The organism is Aeribacillus sp. FSL K6-8210 (genome assembly GCF_037963925.1).
Lineage (GTDB): Bacteria > Bacillota > Bacilli > Bacillales > Aeribacillaceae > Aeribacillus > Aeribacillus composti.
Genome location: NZ_CP150172.1, coordinates 2377727 through 2400937, shown reverse-complemented (window position 1 = coordinate 2400937; position 23211 = coordinate 2377727). Strand labels below are relative to the sequence as shown.

Below are 23211 nucleotides of genomic sequence, written 5' to 3'. Positions count from 1 at the left end.
GGAGGATTTTGCATGTTGGAGTTCGATACGAATATTGACGGCTTTGCAACAATTAAAGTTATTGGAGTAGGAGGCGGCGGAAATAATGCCGTCAACCGGATGATTGAACATGGTGTGCAAGGTGTAGAGTTCATTGCTGTCAACACTGATGCACAAGCATTAAACCTTTCAAAAGCAGAAACAAAAATGCAAATTGGCGCAAAATTGACAAGGGGCCTTGGTGCAGGAGCAAATCCAGAGGTCGGAAAAAAAGCTGCTGAAGAAAACAAGGAACAAATTGAAGAAGCTGTAAAAGGTGCAGACATGGTGTTTGTAACGGCTGGAATGGGAGGAGGCACCGGAACTGGTGCAGCACCTGTCATTGCGCAAATTGCCAAAGATTTAGGAGCACTGACGGTCGGCGTTGTCACAAGGCCGTTCACGTTTGAAGGAAGAAAACGCGCTATGCAGGCGGCTGGTGGAATTGCAGCCATGAAAGAAGCCGTTGACACTCTTATTGTGATTCCGAATGACAGACTTCTTGAAATTGTTGATAAAAATACGCCGATGCTTGAAGCTTTCCGTGAAGCGGATAACGTTCTTCGTCAAGGAGTGCAAGGTATTTCTGATTTAATTGCTGTGCCGGGACTCATCAATCTAGACTTTGCGGACGTGAAAACGATTATGTCGAACAAAGGTTCTGCATTGATGGGAATCGGAGTAGCAACGGGAGAGAACAGAGCGGCTGAAGCTGCCAAAAAAGCAATCTCAAGTCCGCTTCTTGAAACTTCAATCGATGGGGCGCAAGGAGTATTGATGAACATTACCGGCGGAACAAATTTAAGCCTATATGAGGTTCAAGAAGCAGCCGATATTGTTGCATCAGCCTCGGACCAAGATGTCAACATGATCTTTGGATCTGTTATTAATGAAGATTTGAAGGATGAAATTGTTGTAACAGTGATTGCAACTGGATTTAGAGAAACTGAAATAAATCCTAGCAAGCAAGAAGCGAGACCATTTGCTCCTAATAAGAAGCCAAATGTTGCAACTAAGCGTGAAGTGAAAAAGGAAGAGCCGACTCACGACATTACGAGCCGTGCATTGCAGCAGGCAGAAGATACGCTTGACATCCCGACATTTTTAAGAAACAGAAAGCGCCGCTAAAAAAAGCATGGGTGACAATAGACGTCATCCATGCTTTTTTCTTAAAGCTCATCAAGCGGGCAAAATGGAAGGTTTTTAATATTTGCATGCGTAAAACAGTTTAAATATTGGACTGGAACATAAATATTTGCAGGATTCAGAGATTCCTTTTAGGCATGATTTGTTCAAAAATCGCATTACGGCGGAAAGAATCAAAAAATTATGTAAAAATAGATAAACAGATTTGAACGCGTTCCCGAAAATAGCAAAACGAATGAATCAAAACTTTATGAAAAAATACGACATGCCTTTTGAAAAAAATGCGGATCCTTGCTGAAAATTTAATGCCATGTATATGGTAAGTTCTAATATTTTTTGTGGAATATAAATTGCAGATATATACGCGAAAGGACCTGGCTTTTTAGCCAGGCTTTTTCCTCGTTCTGAAAAAGTATAAACATTTACACAGCTTTTTTAAGAAAAGATCTCCTGTAATTTCCCCATCGTCTCTTAACGAAAGTGTTTACAACTTCAGCAATTTAGCTTTCTTCCTCTAAAAGGCTTGTACCGTTTTTTTTTTCTTTAACCATTTTTCCATTCGACGAAAACATTAGGAATCCGTCAAAAATTGTATGCTGTACTCGCCACTATTTGACACAATTTGGAATGAATAGCGTTTATACTACCTATTAATAGCAAGTCAGAAGCCTAGAAAATTGAATGGTGGGAGAGGAAGAGGCGGTTGACCATTTATTTGGATGCTATTTGGCTGATGAATTTTTGCTTTGATATCATGCTCCTTTTTCTTACAGCAATCATCTTAAAGAGAAACATTGTATGGAAAAAAATAATGATTGCTTCGCTCATCGGCTCCGCTATTGTGATATTGCTTTTTTCGCCTTTCGCACAGCTGGCGAGCCGTCCGGAATCAAAACTAATCCTCTCATGTGTGATGGTTCTTTATGCTTTTGGCTTTAAGAAGTTTCGCTACTTTATAGAAAATTTATTGACTTTCTATTTTGTCACTTTTGCAGTTGGGGGAGGTATGCTTGGCACTTATTATTTTTTTCAAGTAGGCTTTTCATTTCAAAATAACATGATTTTAACAAATGGAAATGGCTTCGGAAATCCTGTCAGCTGGTTATTTATCGTGGTCGGCTTTCCGATTATTTGGTATTTTTCCCGCTTGCGGCTTGAACAGGTTGAAGCAAAAAAAATCCACTATGATCAAATTGTCGATGTTTCGATCACGATGATGGAGAAAAAAGTAATAGTAAAAGGATTGATTGATAGCGGCAATCAATTGTATGATCCCATCACTAAGAAGCCAGTCATGATTGCCGAAGCGGAAAAATTAATGACCGTGTTTCCTGAAAGTATGCACCAAGTCATTTCTAATCGAAATCCTATGGAGGCTGTGACAGCCATAGAACAGAAAGAATGGATCGGCAGGCTGAAAATTATTCCGTATCGGTCTGTTGGCCAGGATCTTCAGTTATTATTAGCCGTAATAGCAGACGAAGTGGTGATTCATACAAAAGAAGAATCATTAATGCTGTCCCGCCCGCTTATTGGACTAAATCATTCGCGGCTTTCAAGCGAAGACGATTATCAATGCATTATTCATCCAAAAATGATCCAGACGGGTAAACAAAAAGATGCTTCTTAGCCTTTATTCATAGCATACTCATAAACCAATTTGTTTAGAAGGGGGAACAACATGAAAAAAATTAAGCTTTATCTCACGTATATATGGTACAAGTTTTTAACAAAATTAGGGATCAAAACAGATGAAATTTATTATATCGGCGGAAGCGAAGCGCTGCCGCCTCCGCTTTCGAAGGAAGAGGAAGAAATACTGTTAAAAAAACTTCCGAGCGGCGATAAGGCTGCCCGTTCGATTTTGATTGAACGAAATTTGCGCCTTGTCGTGTATATTGCCCGAAAATTTGAAAACACCGGCATCAATATTGAAGATTTGATCAGCATTGGGACGATCGGGCTAATTAAAGCAGTCAACACCTTTAATCCCGAAAAAAAGATCAAGCTTGCGACATATGCATCTAGATGTATAGAAAATGAAATATTAATGTATTTGCGCAGAAATAATAAAACAAGATCTGAAGTTTCTTTTGATGAACCGTTGAACATTGATTGGGATGGAAATGAACTGCTTCTTTCGGATGTTCTCGGAACAGAAGACGATATTATTACAAAGGATTTGGAGGCTAATGTTGACCGAAAGCTATTAATGCGGGCGCTGCAGCAATTAAATGAACGAGAAAAACAAATAATGGAGCTTAGGTTTGGATTGCATGGCGGAGAAGAAAAAACGCAAAAAGATGTGGCTGACATGCTCGGGATTTCTCAATCTTACATATCAAGATTGGAAAAAAGAATTATTAAGCGTCTTCGAAAAGAATTTAATAAAATGGTGTAATTTTTGCTTGCTAGTCGCATGTATAGCGAAAAATCAACAGCGTGTTCACTCTGAAAAGCTTGTGCATATTTTTCCCCTTCAGGGAGATACTTAACTTAAGACAGCAAGAACTCCTGTAAGGGGGAAACGAAATGACAAGAAATAAAGTTGAAATTTGCGGTGTTGATACTTCGAAGCTTCCTGTTTTAAAAAATGAAGAAATGCGAGAATTATTTAAACAAATGCAAAGCGGTGATTTATCAGCCAGAGAAAAGCTTGTCAACGGAAATTTGCGACTCGTTTTAAGCGTCATCCAAAGATTTAATAACAGAGGCGAGTTTGTCGATGATCTTTTTCAAGTAGGATGTATTGGGTTGATGAAATCTATAGATAATTTTGATCTGAGCCAAAACGTAAAATTTTCTACTTATGCTGTACCGATGATCATCGGTGAAATTCGTCGATATTTGCGAGACAACAATCCGATACGTGTTTCAAGATCATTGCGTGATATTGCCTATAAAGCTTTGCAGGTGCGTGAAAAACTCATGAGCGAAACGTCACGTGAGCCGAAGGCAGAAGAAATTGCTAAAGAGCTGAATGTGTCGCATGAAGAAATCGTTTTTGCTTTAGACGCCATTCAAGATCCAGTTTCATTATTTGAACCGATTTATAACGACGGCGGTGATCCGATCTTTGTCATGGATCAGTTAAGCGACGAGCGAAACCGCGATTCCAAGTGGATTGAAGAAATTGTTCTAAAAGAGGGGATCAGACGATTGAATGATCGGGAGAAGCTGATATTGAAAAAAAGGTTTTTTCAAGGCAAAACACAAATGGAGGTAGCAGAAGAAATCGGCATTTCCCAAGCTCAAGTTTCTCGGCTTGAAAAAGCTGCCATTAAACAAATGACCAAAAATATTCAATAACCGTTTGGGCCACATTCTTTTGAATGTGGCCCTTTATCATCATTCAAAAAAAAACTCATATACTGATTGTAAAGATATTCGAGGGGAGAAGCCGGCATGATCCATATTTCCGATTTGCAAATAAAAGATGTTGTGAATGTCCATGACGGAAAAAAATTAGGAAGCATTGAAGACGTTGACATCGACTTAAAAACTGGTAAAATTCAAGCGATCATGATCACTAGTCAAGGGAAGGTTTTAGGTTTTTTTGGAAAAGGGGAAGAAATTGTCATTCCTTGGAGGAACATCGTAAAAATCGGAAAAGATGTTATTTTAGTAAGAGTTTCGAAAAATGTTGAAACAGAATAAGAATCGCACGAATTTTGGTTAAATGTTGGCTTAAAGATATGTTAAAATAAAAATAAGAGAATTGTCGAAGAGGAATGGTACAATGAAACATGAACCGTTTCAATTAACAGATGAATCTTTTTTCTCCATACCTGCTTGGGCGAAGCTTCATTCTCAGATTACAGCAGGTTTTACGACGAGAAAAGGAGGATTTTCCAAGAATGGTTTTGCTTCATTAAATTTAGGTCTTCATGTGAATGATGAAAAGGAAACGGTGATCAAAAATCGAAAAATCATTGGGGACAAAATTCGTTTTGATCTACCAAACTGGGTATGTGCCGATCAAGTCCATGACAAACAAATTGTCAAGGTAGTAAATAAACATAAAGGATCAGGGGTTTTTACATATCGTCAATGCATCACTCAAACGGACGGCCTATACACATCGGAAAAAAATATATTACTTTCCCTTTTTTTTGCTGATTGTGTTCCGATTTTCTTTTTTTCTCCAAAAGACTCACTGATTGGCATCGCACATGCGGGCTGGAGAGGGACTGCGAAAAATATAGCAGGTGAAATGATCGACAGTTGGGTTTTGCACGAAGGTGTGCAAGCTCAAAATATATTTGCAGCCATAGGTCCTTCAATCGGCGAATGCTGTTATGTCGTCAATGACGATGTGATCGATGCGATCAAACCTCTTTTTGACAATGAGACGACATTTTATAAACAGCTTGAGAACGGCCTTTATTCTATTCATCTTGCAGAAATCAACAAAAGATTGTTAATGAAAAAAGGAGTGCCGGAACATCAAATCCTATTGACCTCATATTGTACAAGCTGCGATCAAGATTTGTTTTTTTCCCATCGAAGAGATCAAGGGAAAACAGGACGAATGATGGGATTTATCGGTTTGAAGGAGGGATACTAAGCCTTGTCAGTGAAAGAAAATTTAGCACGAATCCAACAGGAAATCGAACAAGCATGCAAAAAATCAAATCGAAAAATAGATGATATCCAAATTATTGCAGTGACGAAATATGTAACGGTAGAACGGGCTATAGAGGCGATAAATTCAGGCATTTTACACTTAGGCGAAAACAGGGATGACGGTTTTTTATCGAAATATAACAGCATTGGGTCAAAAGCTGTCTGGCATTTCATCGGCACACTTCAAACTCGAAAAGTGAAAAATATTATAGACAAGGTCGATTATATTCATTCGTTGGATAGAATATCGCTAGCAAACGAAATTGAAAAAAGAGCAGATCGAACGATCAAATGCTTTGTGCAAGTAAATACATCTGGCGAACAGTCAAAGCATGGCGTGGCTCCTGAACAATGCATTGATTTTATTCAACAGTTGAAGGAGTATCGCCATATCGAAGTTGTCGGATTAATGACAATGGCTCCATTTACAGAAGATGAAGATGAAATCAGAAGATGCTTCCGAAGTTTAAAGCAACTGCAGGAACAAGTGAAAGCACTAAATATAGCGAATGCACCATGTACAGAGCTATCAATGGGGATGTCCAACGACTACAAAATCGCGGTTGAAGAAGGGGCTACTTATCTTCGCATCGGCTCCTCGCTAGTAGGTACATAAAACGAAACTGGAGGTAAATCAGATGAGCTTAAAGAATAAATTTAAAAGCTTTTTTGCCCTCGATGATGAAGATTATGAGATTGAAGATATGGAAGCTCCGGAAGAGAAACACCAACATGAACCGATTATGTTCAATCACAACAGCAGCGTTGAAAAAAATGCCGCTTTCGGAAAACAAAATGTTGTAAGTTTGCAAAGCGCCCAAAAATCCACTAAAGTAATATTATGTGAGCCAAGAACGTATTCAGAGGCGCAAGAAATTGCTGATCATCTGAAAAACCGCCGTTCATGCATTGTCAATTTGCAGCGGATCGGGCATGATCAGGCAAAAAGAATTGTTGATTTTTTAAGCGGCACTGTTTATGCGATTGGCGGAGACATCCAGCGTGTTGGAACAAACATATTTTTATGTACCCCAGATAACGTAGATGTCGCCGGCTCCATTTCCGATTTCATGGCAGATGATGAAAATAAAAGGTGGTAGAAATGATTGATGGGGACAATATATAACATATTAAGTTTTTTGCTCGATATTTATTCCTATGCGATTATCATTTATATTTTGATGTCTTGGTTTCCGAATGCAAGGGAAACGTCCATTGGACAATTTTTAGCGGCTATATGTGAGCCTTATTTAGAACCGTTTAGAAGAATCATTCCTCCATTAGGGATGATTGATGTATCTCCTATTGTTGCATTGATTGCCCTGCATTTTGCAGATTATGGGCTGTATGCTCTTTTTAGTATGATTTCATAAAATTCATTCGCCGATTGACATTCGAATTGTTTTGTATGCCAATCGGCTCTTTTCATATCATAATTGGAGTTGTCTCTTATGGAGAGTGTTTATCAGCATTTTCGCAAAGAAGAAAGGGAGTTCATTGACAAAGTCTTTGGATGGAAACAAATTGTGACTGAGCAATATCGGCCAAAATTGACCGATTTTTTAGATCCGCGGGAACAGAAAATCATTAAGACATTGATCGGTGAAAATCCGGATGTTCACGTGCAATTTTTCGGAGGCTATAAAAATGCTGAAAGAAAGCGGGCTTTTTTTTACCCTGACTATATTCAACCGACATTAGATGATTTTTCAATGTTCGCATTTGAAATCATGTTCCCGAAAAAATTCGTAACATTATCACATCGCGAAGTGCTTGGATCGCTTATGTCGCTCGGCTTAAAACGGAGCAAGTTCGGCGACATTATCATTCATGATGAAACGGTGCAAGTCATGGTTGCGCAAGAAATTGCCAATTTTCTGCAGCTGAACTGGAATAAAATTGGAAAGATTTCCGTTCGTTTGAAACAGATTCCATTCGAAGATGTGTTTTCTCATGAAGAAGAAATGGATATTTCTTTGATCACCGTTTCTTCGCTTCGGCTCGATGCTGTTCTAGCAAATGTTTATCACCAATCTCGGCAAAAAATAAAATCGCTTATTGAAAATAGTCTTGTCAAAGTCAATTGGAAAATTGTTGAGGATGCTCATTTTGAAATTGCGGAAGATGATGTGTTATCTGTCCGAGGATTCGGAAGAAGCAAAGTTTTGGCAATTGAAGGGAAAACAAGAAAAGATAAGTGGCGCATTAAGATCGGAATACAAAAATAATATTACAAATGGAAAGATTTTTGCCCATTCTGTCGAAAAATCGTTTATAATTGGATTAGTGTTTTGCGAAAAACATACATATGGAGGTGGAATTTGTGCCTTTAACCCCGCTGGATATTCATAACAAGGAATTTACAAAAGGCTTTCGCGGCTATGATGAAGATGAAGTAAATGAGTTTTTAGATCAAGTGATTAAAGATTATGAAATGGTCATCCGCGAAAAGAAAGAATTGGAATTAAAGGTGAAGGAATTAACCGAGAAGCTGAATCACTTTACAAATATAGAAGAAACGTTAAATAAATCGATTTTAGTTGCGCAGGAAGCTGCGGAAGATGTGAAAAGAAACGCTCAAAAGGAAGCGAAGCTGATCATTAAAGAAGCGGAAAAAAATGCTGACAGAATCATCAATGAAGCACTTGCTAAATCGCATAAAATTGCAATGGAAATCGAAGAGATGAAAAAGCAGTCAAAAGTATTCCGCACCCGTTTTCAAATGCTCATCGAAGCACAGCTTGATCTGCTAAAAAATGATGATTGGGATCACTTAATGGAATACAATGTCGAGCCAATCTTAGGAGAAGAAGCGGAAGAACCGAAAGTATAACTTGACTTTTTTGTTCGTGATTTCATATAATACGAAAATAAAACGGAATATGACAAAACAATGAGAGGGACAGTAGTCCTTTCAAGCCCTTTATGACAGCGAACCGGGGACGGTGGAAGCCCGGGTAAAGGCGAAAGGATGAACATCACCCTTGAGTCCATAGCTGAAACATGCTAGTAGGCTGTGGCGGCCAAGTCCGTTATGTTTATGAGTGGATGTGCATGATTTGTGCGCATCTAAAAGGGTGGTACCGCGAGATTCCTCCTCGTCCCTTAGGGATGAGGAGTTTTTTTATTTTAGTGAACAAATATTATGTGGAGGAATGGGAATGGATTATAAAGAGACGTTACGAATGCCGAAAACAGACTTTCCAATGAGAGGAAACCTTCCGAAAAAAGAACCTGAGATCCAGAAAAAATGGGAAGAGATGGATATTTATGAAAAAGTGCAGGAGCGCACGAAAGGACGGCCTCTTTTCATATTACATGATGGTCCGCCGTTCGCAAACGGGGATATTCATATGGGGCATGCCTTAAACAAAATTTTAAAAGACATTATTGTCCGTTATAAATCCATGAGCGGATATTGCGCACCGTATGTTCCAGGATGGGATACGCACGGTCTGCCAATTGAAACAGCACTTTTGAAGAAACAAAAAATCAATCGAAAAGAGATGGATGTCGCGCAGTTTCGAAAACATTGCGAGCAATATGCATGGGAGCAAATTGAGCGCCAGCGCGTGCAATTTAAACGCCTTGGAATTCGAGGCGACTGGAAAAATCCATATGTCACCTTGAAACCAGAATATGAAGCCCAGCAAATTCGCGTCTTTGGAGAAATGGCAAAAAAGGGATATATTTATAAAGGCTTGAAGCCGGTTTATTGGTCTCCATCGAGCGAATCTGCCTTGGCAGAGGCGGAAATTGAATATTATGACAAACGCTCGCCTTCTATTTATGTTGCATTTGAAATAAAGGACGGAAAAAATATATTAACAGATGGAGAAAAAATCGTCATTTGGACGACTACTCCGTGGACTATCCCTGCAAACTTAGGAATTGCTGTTCATCCTGATTTGGAATATTCTGTAGTGAAGGTTGGAGCTGACAAGTTTGTGATCGCATCTGCCCTGCTCGAAGAAGTGGCAAAAGAGCTGGACTGGACAGAATATGAAGTAGTGAAATCGTTTAAAGGCAAAGAGCTGGAATATGTGGTTGCGAAACACCCGTTCTATGACCGCGATTCATTAGTGATCCTTGGCGAACATGTAACGACCGACGCTGGTACAGGATGCGTCCATACAGCGCCAGGCCATGGGGAAGACGATTTTGTCGTCGGACAAAAATATAACCTAGGCGTATTATGTCCTGTCGACGAAAGAGGGTACATGACAGAAGAAGCTCCAGGGTTCGAAGGATTGTTTTATGATGACGCAAATAAAAAAATAACGGAAAAATTAGAAGAAGTAGGGGCATTGCTAAAGCTTTCATTTATTACTCACTCCTATCCACATGACTGGAGGACAAAGAAACCAACGATTTTCAGAGCAACAGCGCAATGGTTTGCGTCCATTAAAGATTTTCGAGACGAATTGCTGCAAGCAATTAAAGAAACGAAATGGATCCCTAATTGGGGAGAAATTCGCATTCATAACATGATCCGCGATCGAAGCGATTGGTGTATTTCCCGTCAGCGGGCATGGGGCGTGCCAATTCCAGTGTTTTATGGTGAAAATGGGGAGCCGATCATAACAGATGAAACGATTGAACATGTGGCAAAACTGTTCCGCGAGCACGGCTCGAACGTTTGGTTTGAACGCGAAGCAAAAGACCTGCTTCCAGAAGGATTTACACACCCTTCAAGCCCGAACGGCATTTTTACAAAAGAAACAGACATTATGGACGTTTGGTTCGATTCAGGCTCTTCTCATCAAGCAGTTTTAGTTGAACGGGAAGATTTGCAGCGTCCTGCTGATCTTTATTTAGAAGGCTCTGACCAATATCGCGGCTGGTTTAATTCATCGCTGTCTACAGCAGTTGCTGTCACCGGAAAAGCTCCATATAAAGGCGTTTTAAGCCATGGATTTGCGCTGGACGGCGAAGGACGGAAAATGAGCAAATCGTTAGGAAATGTTGTTGTTCCTGCCAAAGTGACGGAACAGTTTGGAGCAGATATTCTTCGTCTATGGGTAGCATCAGTTGATTATCAATCGGATGTTCGCGTCTCTGATGCAATCTTAAAACAAGTATCTGAAGTATATCGGAAAATTCGCAACACGTACCGTTTCTTGTTAGGAAATTTGTTTGATTTTGATCCAAATCAGCATCGTGTTTCTGTAGAAAAATTAAGAGAAGTGGATCGCTATATTCTCATTAAACTGAATAAACTAATTGCCAAAGTGCGAAAAGCATATGAAGAATATGATTTTGCATCCATCTATCATGACGTTCACAATTTCTGTACGATTGAGCTAAGCTCATTTTATCTTGATTTTGCAAAAGACATTCTGTATATTGAGGCTGCTGACAGCCATAATCGACGCTCTATCCAAACGGTTTTATATGAAGCGCTTCTTGCTCTTGTAAAGCTGATGACACCGATTTTGCCGCATACAACAGAAGAAGTATGGGGACATATTGAATCAGTCGAAGAAAAGAGCGTACAGCTTGTCGATATGCCGGAAGCTGTAGAGATTGAAGGCAGCAAAGAGATTGAAGCGAAATGGGATCAGTTTATGTCAGTTCGAGATGATGTATTAAAGGCCCTGGAAATTGCCCGAAATGAAAAAGTGATCGGCAAATCGTTAAATGCTGCTCTCATCCTTTATCCGAACGAAGAAATAAAAGAATTGTTCAATTCAATACAAGAAGACTTAAAACAGCTGTTTATTGTTTCCCAGTTAGAAATTGCCGGTGATTACAAAGATGCTCCAGAAGAAGCGCAAACATTTGATAGCATCAAAATAATTGTGAAGCAAGCGGATGGTGAAACTTGTGAAAGATGTTGGGTTGTTTCAACAGATATAGGCACTGATCAAGACCATCCGACACTGTGCAAAAGATGTGCAAGCATTGTGAAAGATCACTACAGCCATTTAGCTTAGTTTTATCAGCTCCCTGTGCAAACAGGGAGTTTTTTCATTTAGCAATGCTTCCTCATAAAGAAGTGTCATAAAAAGAACGATCTTTCATTGAAATCCGTCATAGTCAATTGGAAAAGTTTTCTCGGATGCTTTTTCAAAAATGAATACTTTGCTCAAAATTGAAAGAAGAATTCAGCTTTTTAGCTTTTAAAGTGTGAATCATTTCCAAGCCGCTATTAACGTGTGTGGAAAAACTTGAATGTGATAGGAGGCAGTGCGGCGGTTACAATATAAATACAAAACAGACGAGGGGGTTTTAATAATGAATCCGCTCGATCAAATCAAAGACGAATTAACGTTAATGAAGGACGAACTTAATGCGCGGCTCGCCAAAAGTCAATTGGATGACCCGATTTTTATCCGGGATGTAAAAAATGAGCTCAACGATGTTGAGCTTGCATTGGAAAAAATGGAATATGGACTTTATGGCATATGTGAAGAAACATTGCAAAAATTGCCGCTCGAACAATTGGCACAAATTCCGACAGCCAGAACGATTCATGATTTTCTCAATATGAAATCATATTTAAAAAAAACACTAGAATATCATTAAGAAGTGAAGTGAACAAGCTTCACTTTTTTGCTTGTTCCCCTTCTTTACTGTTTGTCAAAAAATGTGCTAAAATTTGATGGAAACTTGCCAGTGAGTGGAGGAACGCAGTGTGCTTAAATATTTGATTGCATTATTTGTCATCGCTCTCGACCAATGGACAAAATGGCTGATCGTAAAAAATATGGAAATTGGCGAAAGCATTGAAATTATCAACGGATTTTTATACATAACGTCTCACCGCAATAAAGGAGCGGCTTGGGGAATATTGCAAAACCAGATGGTGTTCTTTTATGTGATTACCATTATTGTTGTCGTAGCGATTATTTATTATATGCAAAAATATGCGAAACAAAATGCAATGCTGGGGGTTGCTCTCAGCTTAATGCTCGGCGGAGCGATTGGGAATTTTATTGACCGCCTTTTCCGCAAAGAGGTGGTGGACTTTATCCATACATATATTTTCGGTTATAATTTTCCAATTTTTAATATTGCCGATTCATCTTTAACAATCGGTGTTATTTTACTTTTCATATATTTTCTGTTTTTTGAAGAAAAGAAGCAAAAGGAGTAGAAAATGGAGCAATTTACTTTTGTTGTGACGGAAAAAGAGGAACATGAACGAATAGATAAATTTTTGGCCAATAAAGATGAGAATTGGTCAAGAACGTTGGTCCAAAATTGGATCAAGGACGGGGTTGTTTCAGTAAATGAAAAATCGGTGAAGGCCAATTACAAGTGCCAAATTGGTGATGTCATCACTGTATCTGTTCCAGAACCGGAAGAGCTGGATGTCAAGCCTGAGCCGATGGAGCTTGATATATACTATGAGGATGAAGATGTCATCGTTGTCAATAAACCGCGTGGGATGGTCGTCCATCCAGCGCCGGGACACACTTCAGGAACACTTGTGAACGGTCTTTTATATCATTGTAAAGATTTGTCCGGAATTAACGGAGTCCTTCGTCCGGGAATTGTTCACCGGATTGATAAAGATACTTCAGGTTTATTAATGGTTGCCAAAAATGATTACGCTCATGAATCATTAGCAAATCAATTAATGGAAAAGAGGGTTGAAAGGAGATATAAGGCGATTGTACACGGGGTAATTCCGCACGATCATGCCACAATTGATGCTCCGATCGGCAGGGATCCAAAGGATCGGCAAAAAATGACGGTAACAAAAACAAACAGTAAAGAAGCTGTCACCCATTTTCATGTGCTGGAACGATTTTCGGATTATACATATATTGAATGTCGACTGGAAACCGGAAGAACGCATCAAATCCGCGTGCATATGAAATATATCGGTTTTCCGCTAGCCGGCGATCCAAAATATGGACCGAAAAAAACACTTCCGATTCATGGACAGGCTCTTCATGCAGGCGTACTTGGTTTTGAGCATCCAAGAACAAAAGAGTTTTTGAAGTTTGAAGCATCGCTCCCGGAAGAATTCGAAAAGATTTTGCAAATGTTAAGAAATGATCGTTGACATTTACGAGCTGCTCTGTCATAATACGTTTAGACAATACAGCATCCTTTAACTGCAGTCCCGTGAGGCTGAGAAGGAATCGTATGGCAATAGGTGAGCTATGCACAAAACCTCTCATCCTCAGGATGAGAGGTTTTTTTAACCGAAATTTGAGGTGATGAGCATGCCGGAAAAAGCGGTTGTTTTAGATGAGCAGGCGATCAGAAGGGCGCTAACTAGAATAGCCCACGAAATTATCGAACACAATAAAGGTATAGATAATTGTGTTTTGGTCGGAATCAAGACAAGGGGAATTTATCTAGCCAAACGTCTTGCAAAAAGAATAGAGGACATTGAAGGAAAAGAGATACCTGTCGGCAACCTTGACATTACTTTTTACCGGGATGATTTAACACAAAAAACAGAAAGCGGTGAACCGCTCGTTAAAGGTTCAGATATCCCGATCGATATTAACAATCGAAAAGTCATTTTAGTAGACGATGTCCTTTACACGGGAAGAACGGTACGGGCAGCGATGGATGCCATTGTTGACTACGGCAGGCCAGCGCAAATCCAGCTAGCTGTACTTGTTGACCGCGGCCATCGCGAACTGCCGATCCGAGCGGATTATGTCGGGAAAAACATACCTACTTCAAAATCAGAAAAAATTGTTGTACAGCTTTTGGAAGTAGATGAAAAAGAAAAAGTATCCATTTATGAAAATGAATAGATGTCCCTTTTAATAGCAGTCCCGTGAGGCTGCAAAGGGGTCCGAAAGGTGTATACGCTATTTGTATGCACTTTGGCAAAACCTCTTTGTGCCTCATCGGCCAAAGAGGTTTTTTTGGTGCGCCCGGCATGTACATGAACTATAGGGTGTAAGTCCCGAACCCCGAAGACAGAAGTAGAGGTTAGCCAAGAGCAAGGGTGTCCGTGGTGACGCGGAATCTGAAGGAAGCTGGAGGCAAAACACCGGTCCGAGGAACACGAACCTCATATAAGGCTAGGTATGATTGAGTGAGTTTGCCAAACAAAACAAAGCTCTTTCTGTCGAAGGTCATATCGAGTAAATGAGGCGGATAGATGGTGTGAAAGTGCATGTACTTACCCGGGGAGGTCTGGCGGATAGGTGAAATGCGCTTCATAACCTACTTAGTGATAAGTAGCTGAACCGTCAGAAGTCAGCAGAGGTCATAGTATTAGTTGGTCTAGAACAACTAAGAAGGACCGAACAATTAAGAGAGAATAGCCCTTGGCATTCAGTGAGTCATGATGAACACAGAAAACGTAGTACCTCACTTGAGGAAGGAAGCGGTGAATCCCGTGGGAGACCTCTTGGAGGGTGGAGTGACCACTGGCATAAAGAGAACAGCTATTCACGGAAGTTATAAAGACTTGCGTCAATCATCTTAATTGAACCGCCGTATACGGAACCGTACGTACGGTGGTGTGAGAGGACGGGAGTTAATCGCTCCCTCCTACTCGATTGCAAATTCCATAAGGAGGAAAAAACATGAAAAGAAATATTATACTAGATGTTCATGATAAACCTGATTTTATCACATGGCTCGCCCTAAGCTTCCAACATTTATTTGCCATGTTTGGAGCAACGATTCTCGTACCGTTTTTAGTCAAAATTGATCCTTCTGTTGCCTTGATTTCCAGCGGTCTCGGCACACTCGCATTTATTTTGATCACAAAAGGAAAAGTGCCGGCATATGTCGGCTCCTCCTTTGCCTTCATCACACCGTTAATTGCGGCTAAAGCTGCCGGCGGTGTAGGAGCGGCGATGATCGGCAGCTTTTTGGCAGGTTTAGTTTACGGAGTTGTCGCACTTATCATCAAACAGACAGGATATAAATGGATTATGAAATTACTTCCAACTGTTGTCGTCGGTCCAGTAATTATGGTAATCGGACTTGGCCTTGCATCAACAGCTGTGAGTATGGCCATGAACGATCCTAAAGGACATTACAGCTTGCTTCACTTTTCAGCAGGTCTTGTTACGCTTCTGATCACCATTATAACAATGGCATTTTTTAAAGGATTTTTTAACCTAATCCCTGTATTAATCGGAATTTTCGGCGGATATGTATACTCGCTTATAATCGGCATTGTCGACTTTCAAAAAGTGGCGGAAGCCAAATGGTTTCAGCTCCCGAACTTTATCATTCCATTTGTTGATTATACACCTCACATTACATCTGAAATCATTCTGCTGATGGTTCCAGTCGCAGTGGTGACATTATCCGAGCATATCGGTCACCAAATGCTGCTAAGCCAAGTAATCGGAAAAGATTTAATCAAAGACCCTGGACTTGCCCGTTCCATTCTCGGCGACGGAGCGGCAACCATGATTGCATCTCTTATCGGTGGACCGCCGAACACGACATATGGCGAAAATATCGGCGTATTGGCGATTACAAGAATTTACAGCGTTTATGTCATTGCCGGTGCAGCTCTATTCGCAATCTTGTTTGGCTTTATTGGAAAAATATCAGCCTTGATCAGTTCGATTCCAACTCCAGTAATGGGAGGCGTTTCAATACTTCTCTTCGGGATCATCGCATCTTCAGGATTAAGAATGATGATTGAGCATAAAGTTGATCTGAACGAAAAAAGAAACTTAATTATCACTTCCGTCATCTTAGTAATAGGAATTGGCGAAGCAATGATTAAGTTCGGTGAAAGCTTCGAATTACACGGAATGGCATTAGCTGCAATCATTGGCGTCATTTTAAACTTTGTGCTCCCAGGAAAAAAAGAAGAACATATTTTTGACACAAATGAAGAAGATTCTGTAGCGTAGCAATCACCTTTTAAAAAAGTCCAGAGAGGCTTTCAAGGGTGTGTGAGACAAATCAAGCTTCGCCATTTGCTTACACCCTGTCATGCCTTGGCAGGGTATTTTTTTTAAAATTCAAACGTCAATCGCTTTTATTTAAAGGAAAGGGGAAGAAAGCGATGAAACATTTAGTGACCATGAGCACGCTGTCAACTGAAGAGATTATTGCCATTTTGGATGAAGCGGAACACTTTAAAATGGGAAAACGATGGAAAGTCGGAGAACAAACATTTATCGCCAACTTGTTTTTTGAGCCGAGTACGAGGACGAGGTTTAGTTTTGAAGCTGCTGAAAAAAAACTTGGACTTGACATTTTAAATGTGGATGGAGCTTCTTCAAGCATTCAAAAAGGAGAATCGTTGTACGATACTGTAAAAACTTTAGAATCAATCGGTGTCGAGGCAGTCGTCATCCGACATCCCGAGGATCGGTATTTTGACGAGCTGATCGGCCGTGTCCAAGTATCCATATTAAATGCTGGCGATGGGTGCGGACACCATCCAACGCAATGTTTGCTCGATTTGATGACAATTCGTGAAGAGTTTGGGAGTTTTAACGGATTGACGGTTTCCATCATCGGTGACATTCGCCACAGCCGTGTAGCAAGATCTGATGCAGAAGTGCTGACAAGGCTCGGGGCAACCGTATTGTTCTCTGGACCTGAAAAATTTCGGGACGACACCAATCCATACGGTACATACGTATCGATCAATGAAGCAATCGAAATGTCAGATGTTGTGATGCTCTTAAGAATCCAGCATGAACGCCACAGCGAAAAATGGACAGCTGATCAATATTTGGAGCAGTACGGATTGACAAAGGAACGGGAAAAAATGATGAAGGACCATGCGATTATTATGCACCCTGCACCGGTCAACAGAGGAGTTGAAATCGACGGAGATTTAGTAGAGTGCAGCCGATCGCGAATTTTTAAACAGATGGAAAACGGTGTATTTGTCCGCATGGCAGTTATAAAACAGGCGATTGAAAGTAAAGCACAAGGGGGAGAGAAGAAACATGTCCATTCTATTTAAAAATGCGCAATTGTTAACAGAGGAAGGCGAATTGACAAAACGGGATGTTCTTGTGGAAAACGGAATAGTCAAACAAATATCGGAAGAGATAGCTGATGGAGCGGGAGACGTGATCGATTGCAACGGAAAGCTTCTTTCCCATGGATTCATCGATCTTCACGTTCATCTGCGTGAACCGGGTGGAGAAGCGAAAGAGACGATTGCCACCGGCACGCTGGCTGCAGCGAAGGGCGGCTTTACAACCGTTGCCTCCATGCCTAATACGAAGCCGCCTATTGATACGAAAGAAAAAATGATCAATTTACAAAAGCGAATTAAAGAAACAGCAAAGGTTCGCGTTCTTCCTTATGCAGCGATCACACTTGGGCAAAGCGGAAGCGAATTAACGGATTTTGATGCATTAAAAGAGGAAGGTGCTTTTGCCTTTACGGACGATGGCGTAGGTGTCCAGTCGGCCGGCATGATGTTTCAGGCAATGAAAAAAGCGGCGGAGAAAGGATATTCAATTGTCGCGCATTGTGAAGACAATACCCTTATCAACGGCGGATCCTTCCATGATGGAGTTTTTGCAAAAAATCACGGTATATCCGGCATTCCATCTGTATGTGAGTCCGTTCAAATTGCAAGAGATGTTCTGCTGGCAGAAGCTAGCGGCTGCCATTACCACGTGTGCCATATTAGTTCAAAAGAATCTGTCAGAGCCGTCAGAGACGCCAAAAAAGCAGGCATCCGCGTGACATGCGAAGTGACCCCGCATCATCTTCTTTTATGTGATGAAGATATTCCGGAGCTTAATCCGAACTTTAAAATGAATCCGCCGCTTAGAGGCAGAGAAGACAAGAAAGCATTAATCGAAGGGCTGTTGGATGGAACAATCGATTTTATTGCTACGGATCATGCGCCTCATACGATGGAGGAGAAATCTTTAGAGGTCGATAAGGCGCCGTTTGGGATCGTCGGGTTGGAAACTGCCTTTCCTCTTTTGTACACATATTTTGTCGAACGGGGCATTTTTACATTGAAACAACTTGTTGATTGGCTGACGGTAAAGCCTGCTAGAGCTTTTAACTTGGATATGGGGGAATTAAAAGAAGGCATTTCTGCAGATTTGACGCTCATTGATTTACAGGAAGAAAAAAGAATAGATGCCTCAACATTTGCATCAAAAGGAAAAAATACGCCGTTTAACGGCTGGCTTGCAAAAGGCTGGCCTGTTTTAACAATGGTGGACGGCAAAATCGTTTGGAAAAGGGGAGAGTAATATGAAACGGCAATTAGTGCTTGAAAACGGCGATGTTTTCATCGGCGATGGCTTTGGAAGCGATCGTGACATCATCGGAGAGGTTGTGTTCACAACCGGAATGACAGGCTATCAAGAAACACTTTCAGATCCTTCATATTGCGGACAAATCGTAACGTTTACTTATCCATTGATCGGCAATTACGGCATCAACCGCGACGATTTTGAGACGATCCGCCCGTTCGTGAACGGGATGATTGTGAAGGAAGCCTGTGAAACTCCCTCCAACTGGAGAAGTTTATATTCAATCAATGATTTTCTCATAGAAAACGATATTCCTGGCATCAGTGGAATCGATACAAGAAGGCTGACTAGAATTATCCGCAACTACGGAACGTTAAAAGGTGCAATCTGTTCAGCTGAGGCGGATCCAAAGCAAGTGGCTGAGAAATTAAGAGAAACGGAGCTGCCGCGCAATCAGGTGGAAATTGTATCGACGAAAAGACCTTATCAAAGTCCAGGAAGAGGAAAAAGAGTGGTTGTTGTAGATTTTGGCATGAAGCATGGAATCTTAAGAGAATTAAACAGCCGAAATTGCGACTCGATCGTCGTTCCATATGATACATCTGCGGAGGAAATATTGCGATTGAAGCCTGACGGCGTTTTGCTCACAAACGGACCTGGAGATCCGCAAAACGTTCCAGAAGCTATTGAAATGCTGCGCGATCTTATCGGGAAAACCCCTATCTTTGGAATATGTTTAGGGCATCAGCTGCTCGCTTTAGCATGCGGTGCGAAAACAGAAAAATTAAAATTCGGCCACCGCGGCTCAAACCATCCAGTAAAGGATTTAAAAACTGGGAAAGTGTATATGACTTCCCAAAATCACGGCTATGCTGTAAGCATCGAATCCATTAGGAATACAGAGCTTGAAGTAACACATGTTGCACTGAACGACGGAACAATTGAAGGATTAAGACATCGCGTGCATCCTGCTTTCGCTGTTCAATACCATCCGGAAGCATCGCCGGGACCTGAGGATGCCAATCCATTGTTTAATCAATTTATCGAGCTGATGGAAAAGACTGCTCAAAGGGGGAATCTCAATGCCTAAGCGGAAAGATATTCAGAAAATTTTAGTTATCGGATCAGGACCGATTATTATCGGACAAGCGGCGGAGTTTGACTATTCGGGAACACAGGCGTGCTTAGCATTGAAAGAGGAAGGATATGAGGTAGTTCTTGTCAACTCGAACCCAGCGACAATTATGACGGATACGGAAATTGCCGACAAAGTGTATATGGAGCCGCTCACGCCGAGCTTTGTCGCCAAAATCATCCGCAAGGAAAGGCCGGATGCGATCCTGCCGACTCTCGGCGGACAGACTGGACTAAACTTGGCGGTCGAGCTTCATAAAATGGGTGTTTTAGAAGAGTGCGGCGTTGAAATTTTAGGAACTAAGCTTTCAGCCATTCAAAAAGCTGAAGACCGTGAACTGTTCCGCGAGCTTATGAAGGAGCTGAATGAACCGGTGCCGGAAAGCGCCATAATTCATGAGCTTGAAGAAGCGTTTCATTTTGTGGAGCAAGTCGGCTATCCGGTGATCGTCCGGCCTGCATATACACTTGGCGGGACCGGAGGCGGCATTTGTCACGATGAGGAAGAACTGATTGAAATTGTCACAAACGGTCTAAAGCTCAGCCCTGTTCATCAATGTCTGCTCGAAAAAAGCATTGCCGGCTACAAAGAAATCGAATATGAAGTGATGCGGGACTCAAAAGATAATAAAATCGTTGTCTGCAACATGGAAAATATTGACCCCGTCGGCATTCATACAGGCGATTCGATCGTTGTGGCGCCCAGCCAAACGATTTCAGACAGAGAATACCAGCTGCTCAGAAACGTGTCATTAAAAATTATCGGAGCTCTTGGCATTGAAGGCGGCTGCAATGTTCAGCTTGCTCTTGATCCGGATAGTTTTCAATATTACGTTATCGAAGTGAACCCGCGGGTTAGCCGCTCATCCGCCCTTGCATCAAAAGCGACAGGATATCCGATTGCGAAACTCGCAGCGAAAATTGCCGTCGGTTTAACGTTAGATGAAATCATCAATCCAGTGACAGGGAAAACATTTGCTTGCTTTGAACCGGCGCTTGATTATGTTGTCACGAAAATACCGCGATGGCCGTTTGATAAATTTGAATCAGCCAACCGTGTGCTTGGCACTCAAATGAAAGCAACCGGTGAAGTCATGGCGATCGGCCGCACGTTTGAAGAATCGTTGTTAAAAGCTGTTCGTTCTCTCGAAGCAAGCGTCTACCATTTAACATTGAAAGAAAACGATGTCTCAGATGAAATGATTGAAAAGCGAATCAAGAAAGCAGGGGATGAACGAATCTTTTACATCGGCGAAGCGCTGAGAAGGGGTTTTTCCGTTGAGCAAATTCATCAATGGAGCAAAATCGACCGCTTTTTCTTGAATAAGATAAACAACATTATCGAATATGAACGAGAACTGAAAAAATCTCCATTTGATGTAAATGTGTTGAGAAAAGCAAAGCAACTCGGATTTTCTGATCACTTTATCGCTTCGTTATGGAATACAGATGAATCGGAAGTTTATGAGTTTCGGAAAAAACAAGGAATTGTTCCAGTTTACAAAATGGTTGATACGTGCGCAAGCGAGTTTGAATCCGAGACGCCTTACTTTTACGGCACATATGAAGAAGAAAATGAATCGATTGTGACTGAACGAAAAAGTGTTGTCGTGTTAGGTTCAGGGCCGATTCGAATCGGGCAGGGTATTGAGTTCGATTATGCAACAGTTCACTCTGTTTGGGCGATTCGCGAAGCAGGATATGAAGCAATCATTATCAATAACAATCCAGAAACGGTGTCAACGGATTTCAGCATTTCCGACAAGCTGTATTTTGAACCGCTGACGATCGAAGATGTCATGCATATTATCGACTTGGAGAAACCGATTGGCGTTGTCGTCCAATTCGGCGGGCAAACGGCAATCAATTTGGCAGGCAAGCTGGCAAAACGAGGTGTCAAAATATTAGGAACAAGCCTGGAAAATTTAGATCGGGCGGAAGACCGCGACAAGTTCGAACAAGTGCTTGAAGCTTTGGAAATACCACAGCCTGTAGGGAAAACGGCTCTATCCGTCGCTGAAGCGGTGGAAATTGCGGAAGAAATCGGCTATCCGGTGCTTGTCCGTCCTTCCTATGTGCTTGGCGGCCGGGCGATGGAAATTGTCTACCATAAAGAAGAATTGCTCCATTATATGGAACATGCAGTAAAAATTAATCCGGAACATCCCGTTTTAATTGATCAATATTTAACCGGAATAGAAGTGGAAGTTGATGCGATTTCAGACGGTAAACATGTGCTCATTCCGGGCATTATGGAGCATATTGAGCGGGCAGGCGTGCACTCAGGGGACTCGATAGCGGTTTACCCGCCGCAAACGTTATCTGATCAGTTGAAAACAGAACTTGTTGATTATACGATTCGTTTGGCAAAAGGGCTGAATATTGTCGGACTGCTAAACATTCAATTTGTAATTGCTGACGGGCGGGTATACGTATTGGAAGTGAACCCAAGATCAAGCAGAACAGTTCCGTTTCTAAGTAAAATTACCGGAATTCCGATGGCTAAGCTTGCGACAAAGGTGATACTCGGTGCTAGCTTGCCGGAACTCGGTGTGAAAACAGGGCTTGCAAAAGAGCCGAAAGGTGTATTTGTGAAGGTGCCGGTATTTTCATTTGCGAAGTTGCGCCGTGTAGACATTACGCTTGGACCAGAAATGAAATCAACTGGGGAAGTAATCGGAAAGGATGCCACCTTTGAAAAGGCTCTTTATAAAGGCTTTGTTGCAGCCGGTACGAATATTTACGAGCACGGATCAGTGCTGCTTACGATTGCTGAAAAGGACAAAAACGAGGCTTTAGAAATTGCGGGCAGATTTCGCAATATCGGCTATCAACTGCTGGCGACGGAAGGAACCGCAAAGTTTCTAGAAGAGAACGGCATAAAAGCAAAGGTTGTCAGCAAAATCGGATCACGCGGCGACAACATTTTGGATGTGATACGCAATGGAAAAGCGCAATTTGTCATCAACACGCTGACGAAAGGAAAGCAGCCTGAGCGCGACGGCTTCAGAATCAGAAGGGAATCGGTTGAAAACGGTGTGCCGTGCCTCACTTCTTTAGACACTGCAAGGGCAATTTTACGCGTGCTTGAATCGATGGCTTTTACGGTTGAAAATCTCTCCGAACATAATAGGTAAAGAAGGTGATC

The 23211-nt window shown here is 41.4% G+C and carries 21 protein-coding genes and 1 other annotated feature; all 21 genes read left to right on the top strand.

The features are described 5' to 3' along the window. Positions 1 to 12 precede the first annotated feature (12 nt). The 21 genes from ftsZ to carB all read left to right on the top strand — a co-directional run bounded on the left by ftsZ (position 13) and on the right by carB (position 23200). Positions 13 to 1146: a cell division protein FtsZ gene (gene ftsZ, locus NSQ41_RS11460; RefSeq protein ID WP_063388489.1), complete on the top strand. Its 1134-nt coding sequence runs from the start codon at positions 13 to 15 to the stop codon at positions 1144 to 1146. Between the two features lie 721 nt (positions 1147 to 1867). Further along, positions 1868 to 2794, top strand: a complete 927-nt coding sequence (gene spoIIGA, locus NSQ41_RS11455) for a sigma-E processing peptidase SpoIIGA (protein WP_327856266.1) — start codon at positions 1868 to 1870, stop codon at positions 2792 to 2794. 51 nt (positions 2795 to 2845) lie between these two features. Then, on the top strand, positions 2846 to 3565 hold the full coding sequence (gene sigE, locus NSQ41_RS11450) for an RNA polymerase sporulation sigma factor SigE (RefSeq protein WP_063388487.1): 720 nt from the start codon (positions 2846 to 2848) through the stop codon (positions 3563 to 3565). A 131-nt stretch (positions 3566 to 3696) separates the two neighbouring features. Then, positions 3697 to 4473 (top strand): RNA polymerase sporulation sigma factor SigG, encoded by a 777-nt coding sequence (gene sigG / locus NSQ41_RS11445; RefSeq protein ID WP_339209971.1) that lies wholly within the window; start codon positions 3697 to 3699, stop codon positions 4471 to 4473. A gap of 96 nt (positions 4474 to 4569) precedes the next feature. After that, the gene (locus NSQ41_RS11440) at positions 4570 to 4821 is read left to right on the top strand and encodes a YlmC/YmxH family sporulation protein (protein WP_063388485.1); all 252 of its coding nucleotides are present in this window, start codon (positions 4570 to 4572) and stop codon (positions 4819 to 4821) included. Positions 4822 to 4903: 82 nt separating this feature from the next. Further along, positions 4904 to 5731: a peptidoglycan editing factor PgeF gene (gene pgeF / locus NSQ41_RS11435; RefSeq protein WP_063388484.1), complete on the top strand. Its 828-nt coding sequence runs from the start codon at positions 4904 to 4906 to the stop codon at positions 5729 to 5731. 3 nt (positions 5732 to 5734) lie between these two features. After that, a complete protein-coding gene (locus NSQ41_RS11430; RefSeq protein ID WP_066246582.1) occupies positions 5735 to 6406 on the top strand; it encodes a YggS family pyridoxal phosphate-dependent enzyme in 672 nt (223 codons plus the stop codon). A gap of 22 nt (positions 6407 to 6428) precedes the next feature. Then, on the top strand, positions 6429 to 6890 hold the full coding sequence (locus NSQ41_RS11425) for a cell division protein SepF (protein WP_063388482.1): 462 nt from the start codon (positions 6429 to 6431) through the stop codon (positions 6888 to 6890). A 9-nt stretch (positions 6891 to 6899) separates the two neighbouring features. Next, a complete protein-coding gene (locus tag NSQ41_RS11420; RefSeq protein WP_063388481.1) occupies positions 6900 to 7163 on the top strand; it encodes a YggT family protein in 264 nt (87 codons plus the stop codon). A 78-nt stretch (positions 7164 to 7241) separates the two neighbouring features. Continuing rightward, positions 7242 to 8018: an RNA-binding protein gene (locus tag NSQ41_RS11415; RefSeq protein WP_063388480.1), complete on the top strand. Its 777-nt coding sequence runs from the start codon at positions 7242 to 7244 to the stop codon at positions 8016 to 8018. Between the two features lie 95 nt (positions 8019 to 8113). After that, positions 8114 to 8623 carry a DivIVA domain-containing protein gene (locus NSQ41_RS11410; RefSeq protein ID WP_063388479.1) on the top strand — a complete coding sequence of 170 codons (510 nt, stop codon included), beginning with the start codon at positions 8114 to 8116 and terminating at the stop codon, positions 8621 to 8623. Positions 8624 to 8674: 51 nt separating this feature from the next. Continuing rightward, positions 8675 to 8899 (top strand) — a binding site (T-box leader). A gap of 52 nt (positions 8900 to 8951) precedes the next feature. Beyond that, on the top strand, positions 8952 to 11726 hold the full coding sequence (gene ileS, locus NSQ41_RS11405) for an isoleucine--tRNA ligase (protein ID WP_144597715.1): 2775 nt from the start codon (positions 8952 to 8954) through the stop codon (positions 11724 to 11726). A 253-nt stretch (positions 11727 to 11979) separates the two neighbouring features. Next, the gene (locus NSQ41_RS11400) at positions 11980 to 12318 is read left to right on the top strand and encodes a molecular chaperone DnaK (RefSeq protein ID WP_232515561.1); all 339 of its coding nucleotides are present in this window, start codon (positions 11980 to 11982) and stop codon (positions 12316 to 12318) included. Positions 12319 to 12412: 94 nt separating this feature from the next. Then, the gene (lspA, locus tag NSQ41_RS11395; protein ID WP_063388476.1) at positions 12413 to 12889 is read left to right on the top strand and encodes a signal peptidase II; all 477 of its coding nucleotides are present in this window, start codon (positions 12413 to 12415) and stop codon (positions 12887 to 12889) included. 3 nt (positions 12890 to 12892) lie between these two features. Beyond that, positions 12893 to 13807: an RluA family pseudouridine synthase gene (locus NSQ41_RS11390; protein ID WP_327873773.1), complete on the top strand. Its 915-nt coding sequence runs from the start codon at positions 12893 to 12895 to the stop codon at positions 13805 to 13807. 163 nt (positions 13808 to 13970) lie between these two features. Further along, positions 13971 to 14516 (top strand): bifunctional pyr operon transcriptional regulator/uracil phosphoribosyltransferase PyrR, encoded by a 546-nt coding sequence (gene pyrR / locus NSQ41_RS11385; protein WP_063388474.1) that lies wholly within the window; start codon positions 13971 to 13973, stop codon positions 14514 to 14516. Between the two features lie 783 nt (positions 14517 to 15299). Beyond that, on the top strand, positions 15300 to 16595 hold the full coding sequence (locus NSQ41_RS11380; RefSeq protein ID WP_339209969.1) for a solute carrier family 23 protein: 1296 nt from the start codon (positions 15300 to 15302) through the stop codon (positions 16593 to 16595). Between the two features lie 155 nt (positions 16596 to 16750). After that, the gene (locus tag NSQ41_RS11375; protein ID WP_339209968.1) at positions 16751 to 17665 is read left to right on the top strand and encodes an aspartate carbamoyltransferase catalytic subunit; all 915 of its coding nucleotides are present in this window, start codon (positions 16751 to 16753) and stop codon (positions 17663 to 17665) included. Then, complete coding sequence (locus tag NSQ41_RS11370; RefSeq protein ID WP_063388472.1) at positions 17649 to 18926, top strand: dihydroorotase; 1278 nt, start codon at positions 17649 to 17651, stop codon at positions 18924 to 18926. Before NSQ41_RS11375 ends, NSQ41_RS11370 begins: the two co-directional genes overlap by 17 nt. A 1-nt stretch (position 18927) precedes the next feature. After that, complete coding sequence (locus NSQ41_RS11365) at positions 18928 to 20019, top strand: carbamoyl phosphate synthase small subunit (protein ID WP_339209967.1); 1092 nt, start codon at positions 18928 to 18930, stop codon at positions 20017 to 20019. After that, positions 20012 to 23200 carry a carbamoyl-phosphate synthase large subunit gene (carB, locus tag NSQ41_RS11360; protein WP_339209965.1) on the top strand — a complete coding sequence of 1063 codons (3189 nt, stop codon included), beginning with the start codon at positions 20012 to 20014 and terminating at the stop codon, positions 23198 to 23200. Before NSQ41_RS11365 ends, carB begins: the two co-directional genes overlap by 8 nt. Positions 23201 to 23211: the final 11 nt, after the last annotated feature.

Coding starts and splice junctions, on each gene's coding strand:
- ftsZ (WP_063388489.1), top strand. CDS start 13: ATGTTGGAGTTCGATACGAATATTGACGGCTTTGCAACAATTAAAGTT.
- sigE (WP_063388487.1), top strand. CDS start 2,846: ATGAAAAAAATTAAGCTTTATCTCACGTATATATGGTACAAGTTTTTA.
- sigG (WP_339209971.1), top strand. CDS start 3,697: ATGACAAGAAATAAAGTTGAAATTTGCGGTGTTGATACTTCGAAGCTT.
- NSQ41_RS11440 (WP_063388485.1), top strand. CDS start 4,570: ATGATCCATATTTCCGATTTGCAAATAAAAGATGTTGTGAATGTCCAT.
- pgeF (WP_063388484.1), top strand. CDS start 4,904: ATGAAACATGAACCGTTTCAATTAACAGATGAATCTTTTTTCTCCATA.
- NSQ41_RS11425 (WP_063388482.1), top strand. CDS start 6,429: ATGAGCTTAAAGAATAAATTTAAAAGCTTTTTTGCCCTCGATGATGAA.
- NSQ41_RS11420 (WP_063388481.1), top strand. CDS start 6,900: ATGGGGACAATATATAACATATTAAGTTTTTTGCTCGATATTTATTCC.
- NSQ41_RS11415 (WP_063388480.1), top strand. CDS start 7,242: ATGGAGAGTGTTTATCAGCATTTTCGCAAAGAAGAAAGGGAGTTCATT.
- ileS (WP_144597715.1), top strand. CDS start 8,952: ATGGATTATAAAGAGACGTTACGAATGCCGAAAACAGACTTTCCAATG.
- NSQ41_RS11390 (WP_327873773.1), top strand. CDS start 12,893: ATGGAGCAATTTACTTTTGTTGTGACGGAAAAAGAGGAACATGAACGA.
- pyrR (WP_063388474.1), top strand. CDS start 13,971: ATGCCGGAAAAAGCGGTTGTTTTAGATGAGCAGGCGATCAGAAGGGCG.
- NSQ41_RS11380 (WP_339209969.1), top strand. CDS start 15,300: ATGAAAAGAAATATTATACTAGATGTTCATGATAAACCTGATTTTATC.
- NSQ41_RS11375 (WP_339209968.1), top strand. CDS start 16,751: ATGAAACATTTAGTGACCATGAGCACGCTGTCAACTGAAGAGATTATT.
- NSQ41_RS11370 (WP_063388472.1), top strand. CDS start 17,649: ATGTCCATTCTATTTAAAAATGCGCAATTGTTAACAGAGGAAGGCGAA.
- NSQ41_RS11365 (WP_339209967.1), top strand. CDS start 18,928: ATGAAACGGCAATTAGTGCTTGAAAACGGCGATGTTTTCATCGGCGAT.
- carB (WP_339209965.1), top strand. CDS start 20,012: ATGCCTAAGCGGAAAGATATTCAGAAAATTTTAGTTATCGGATCAGGA.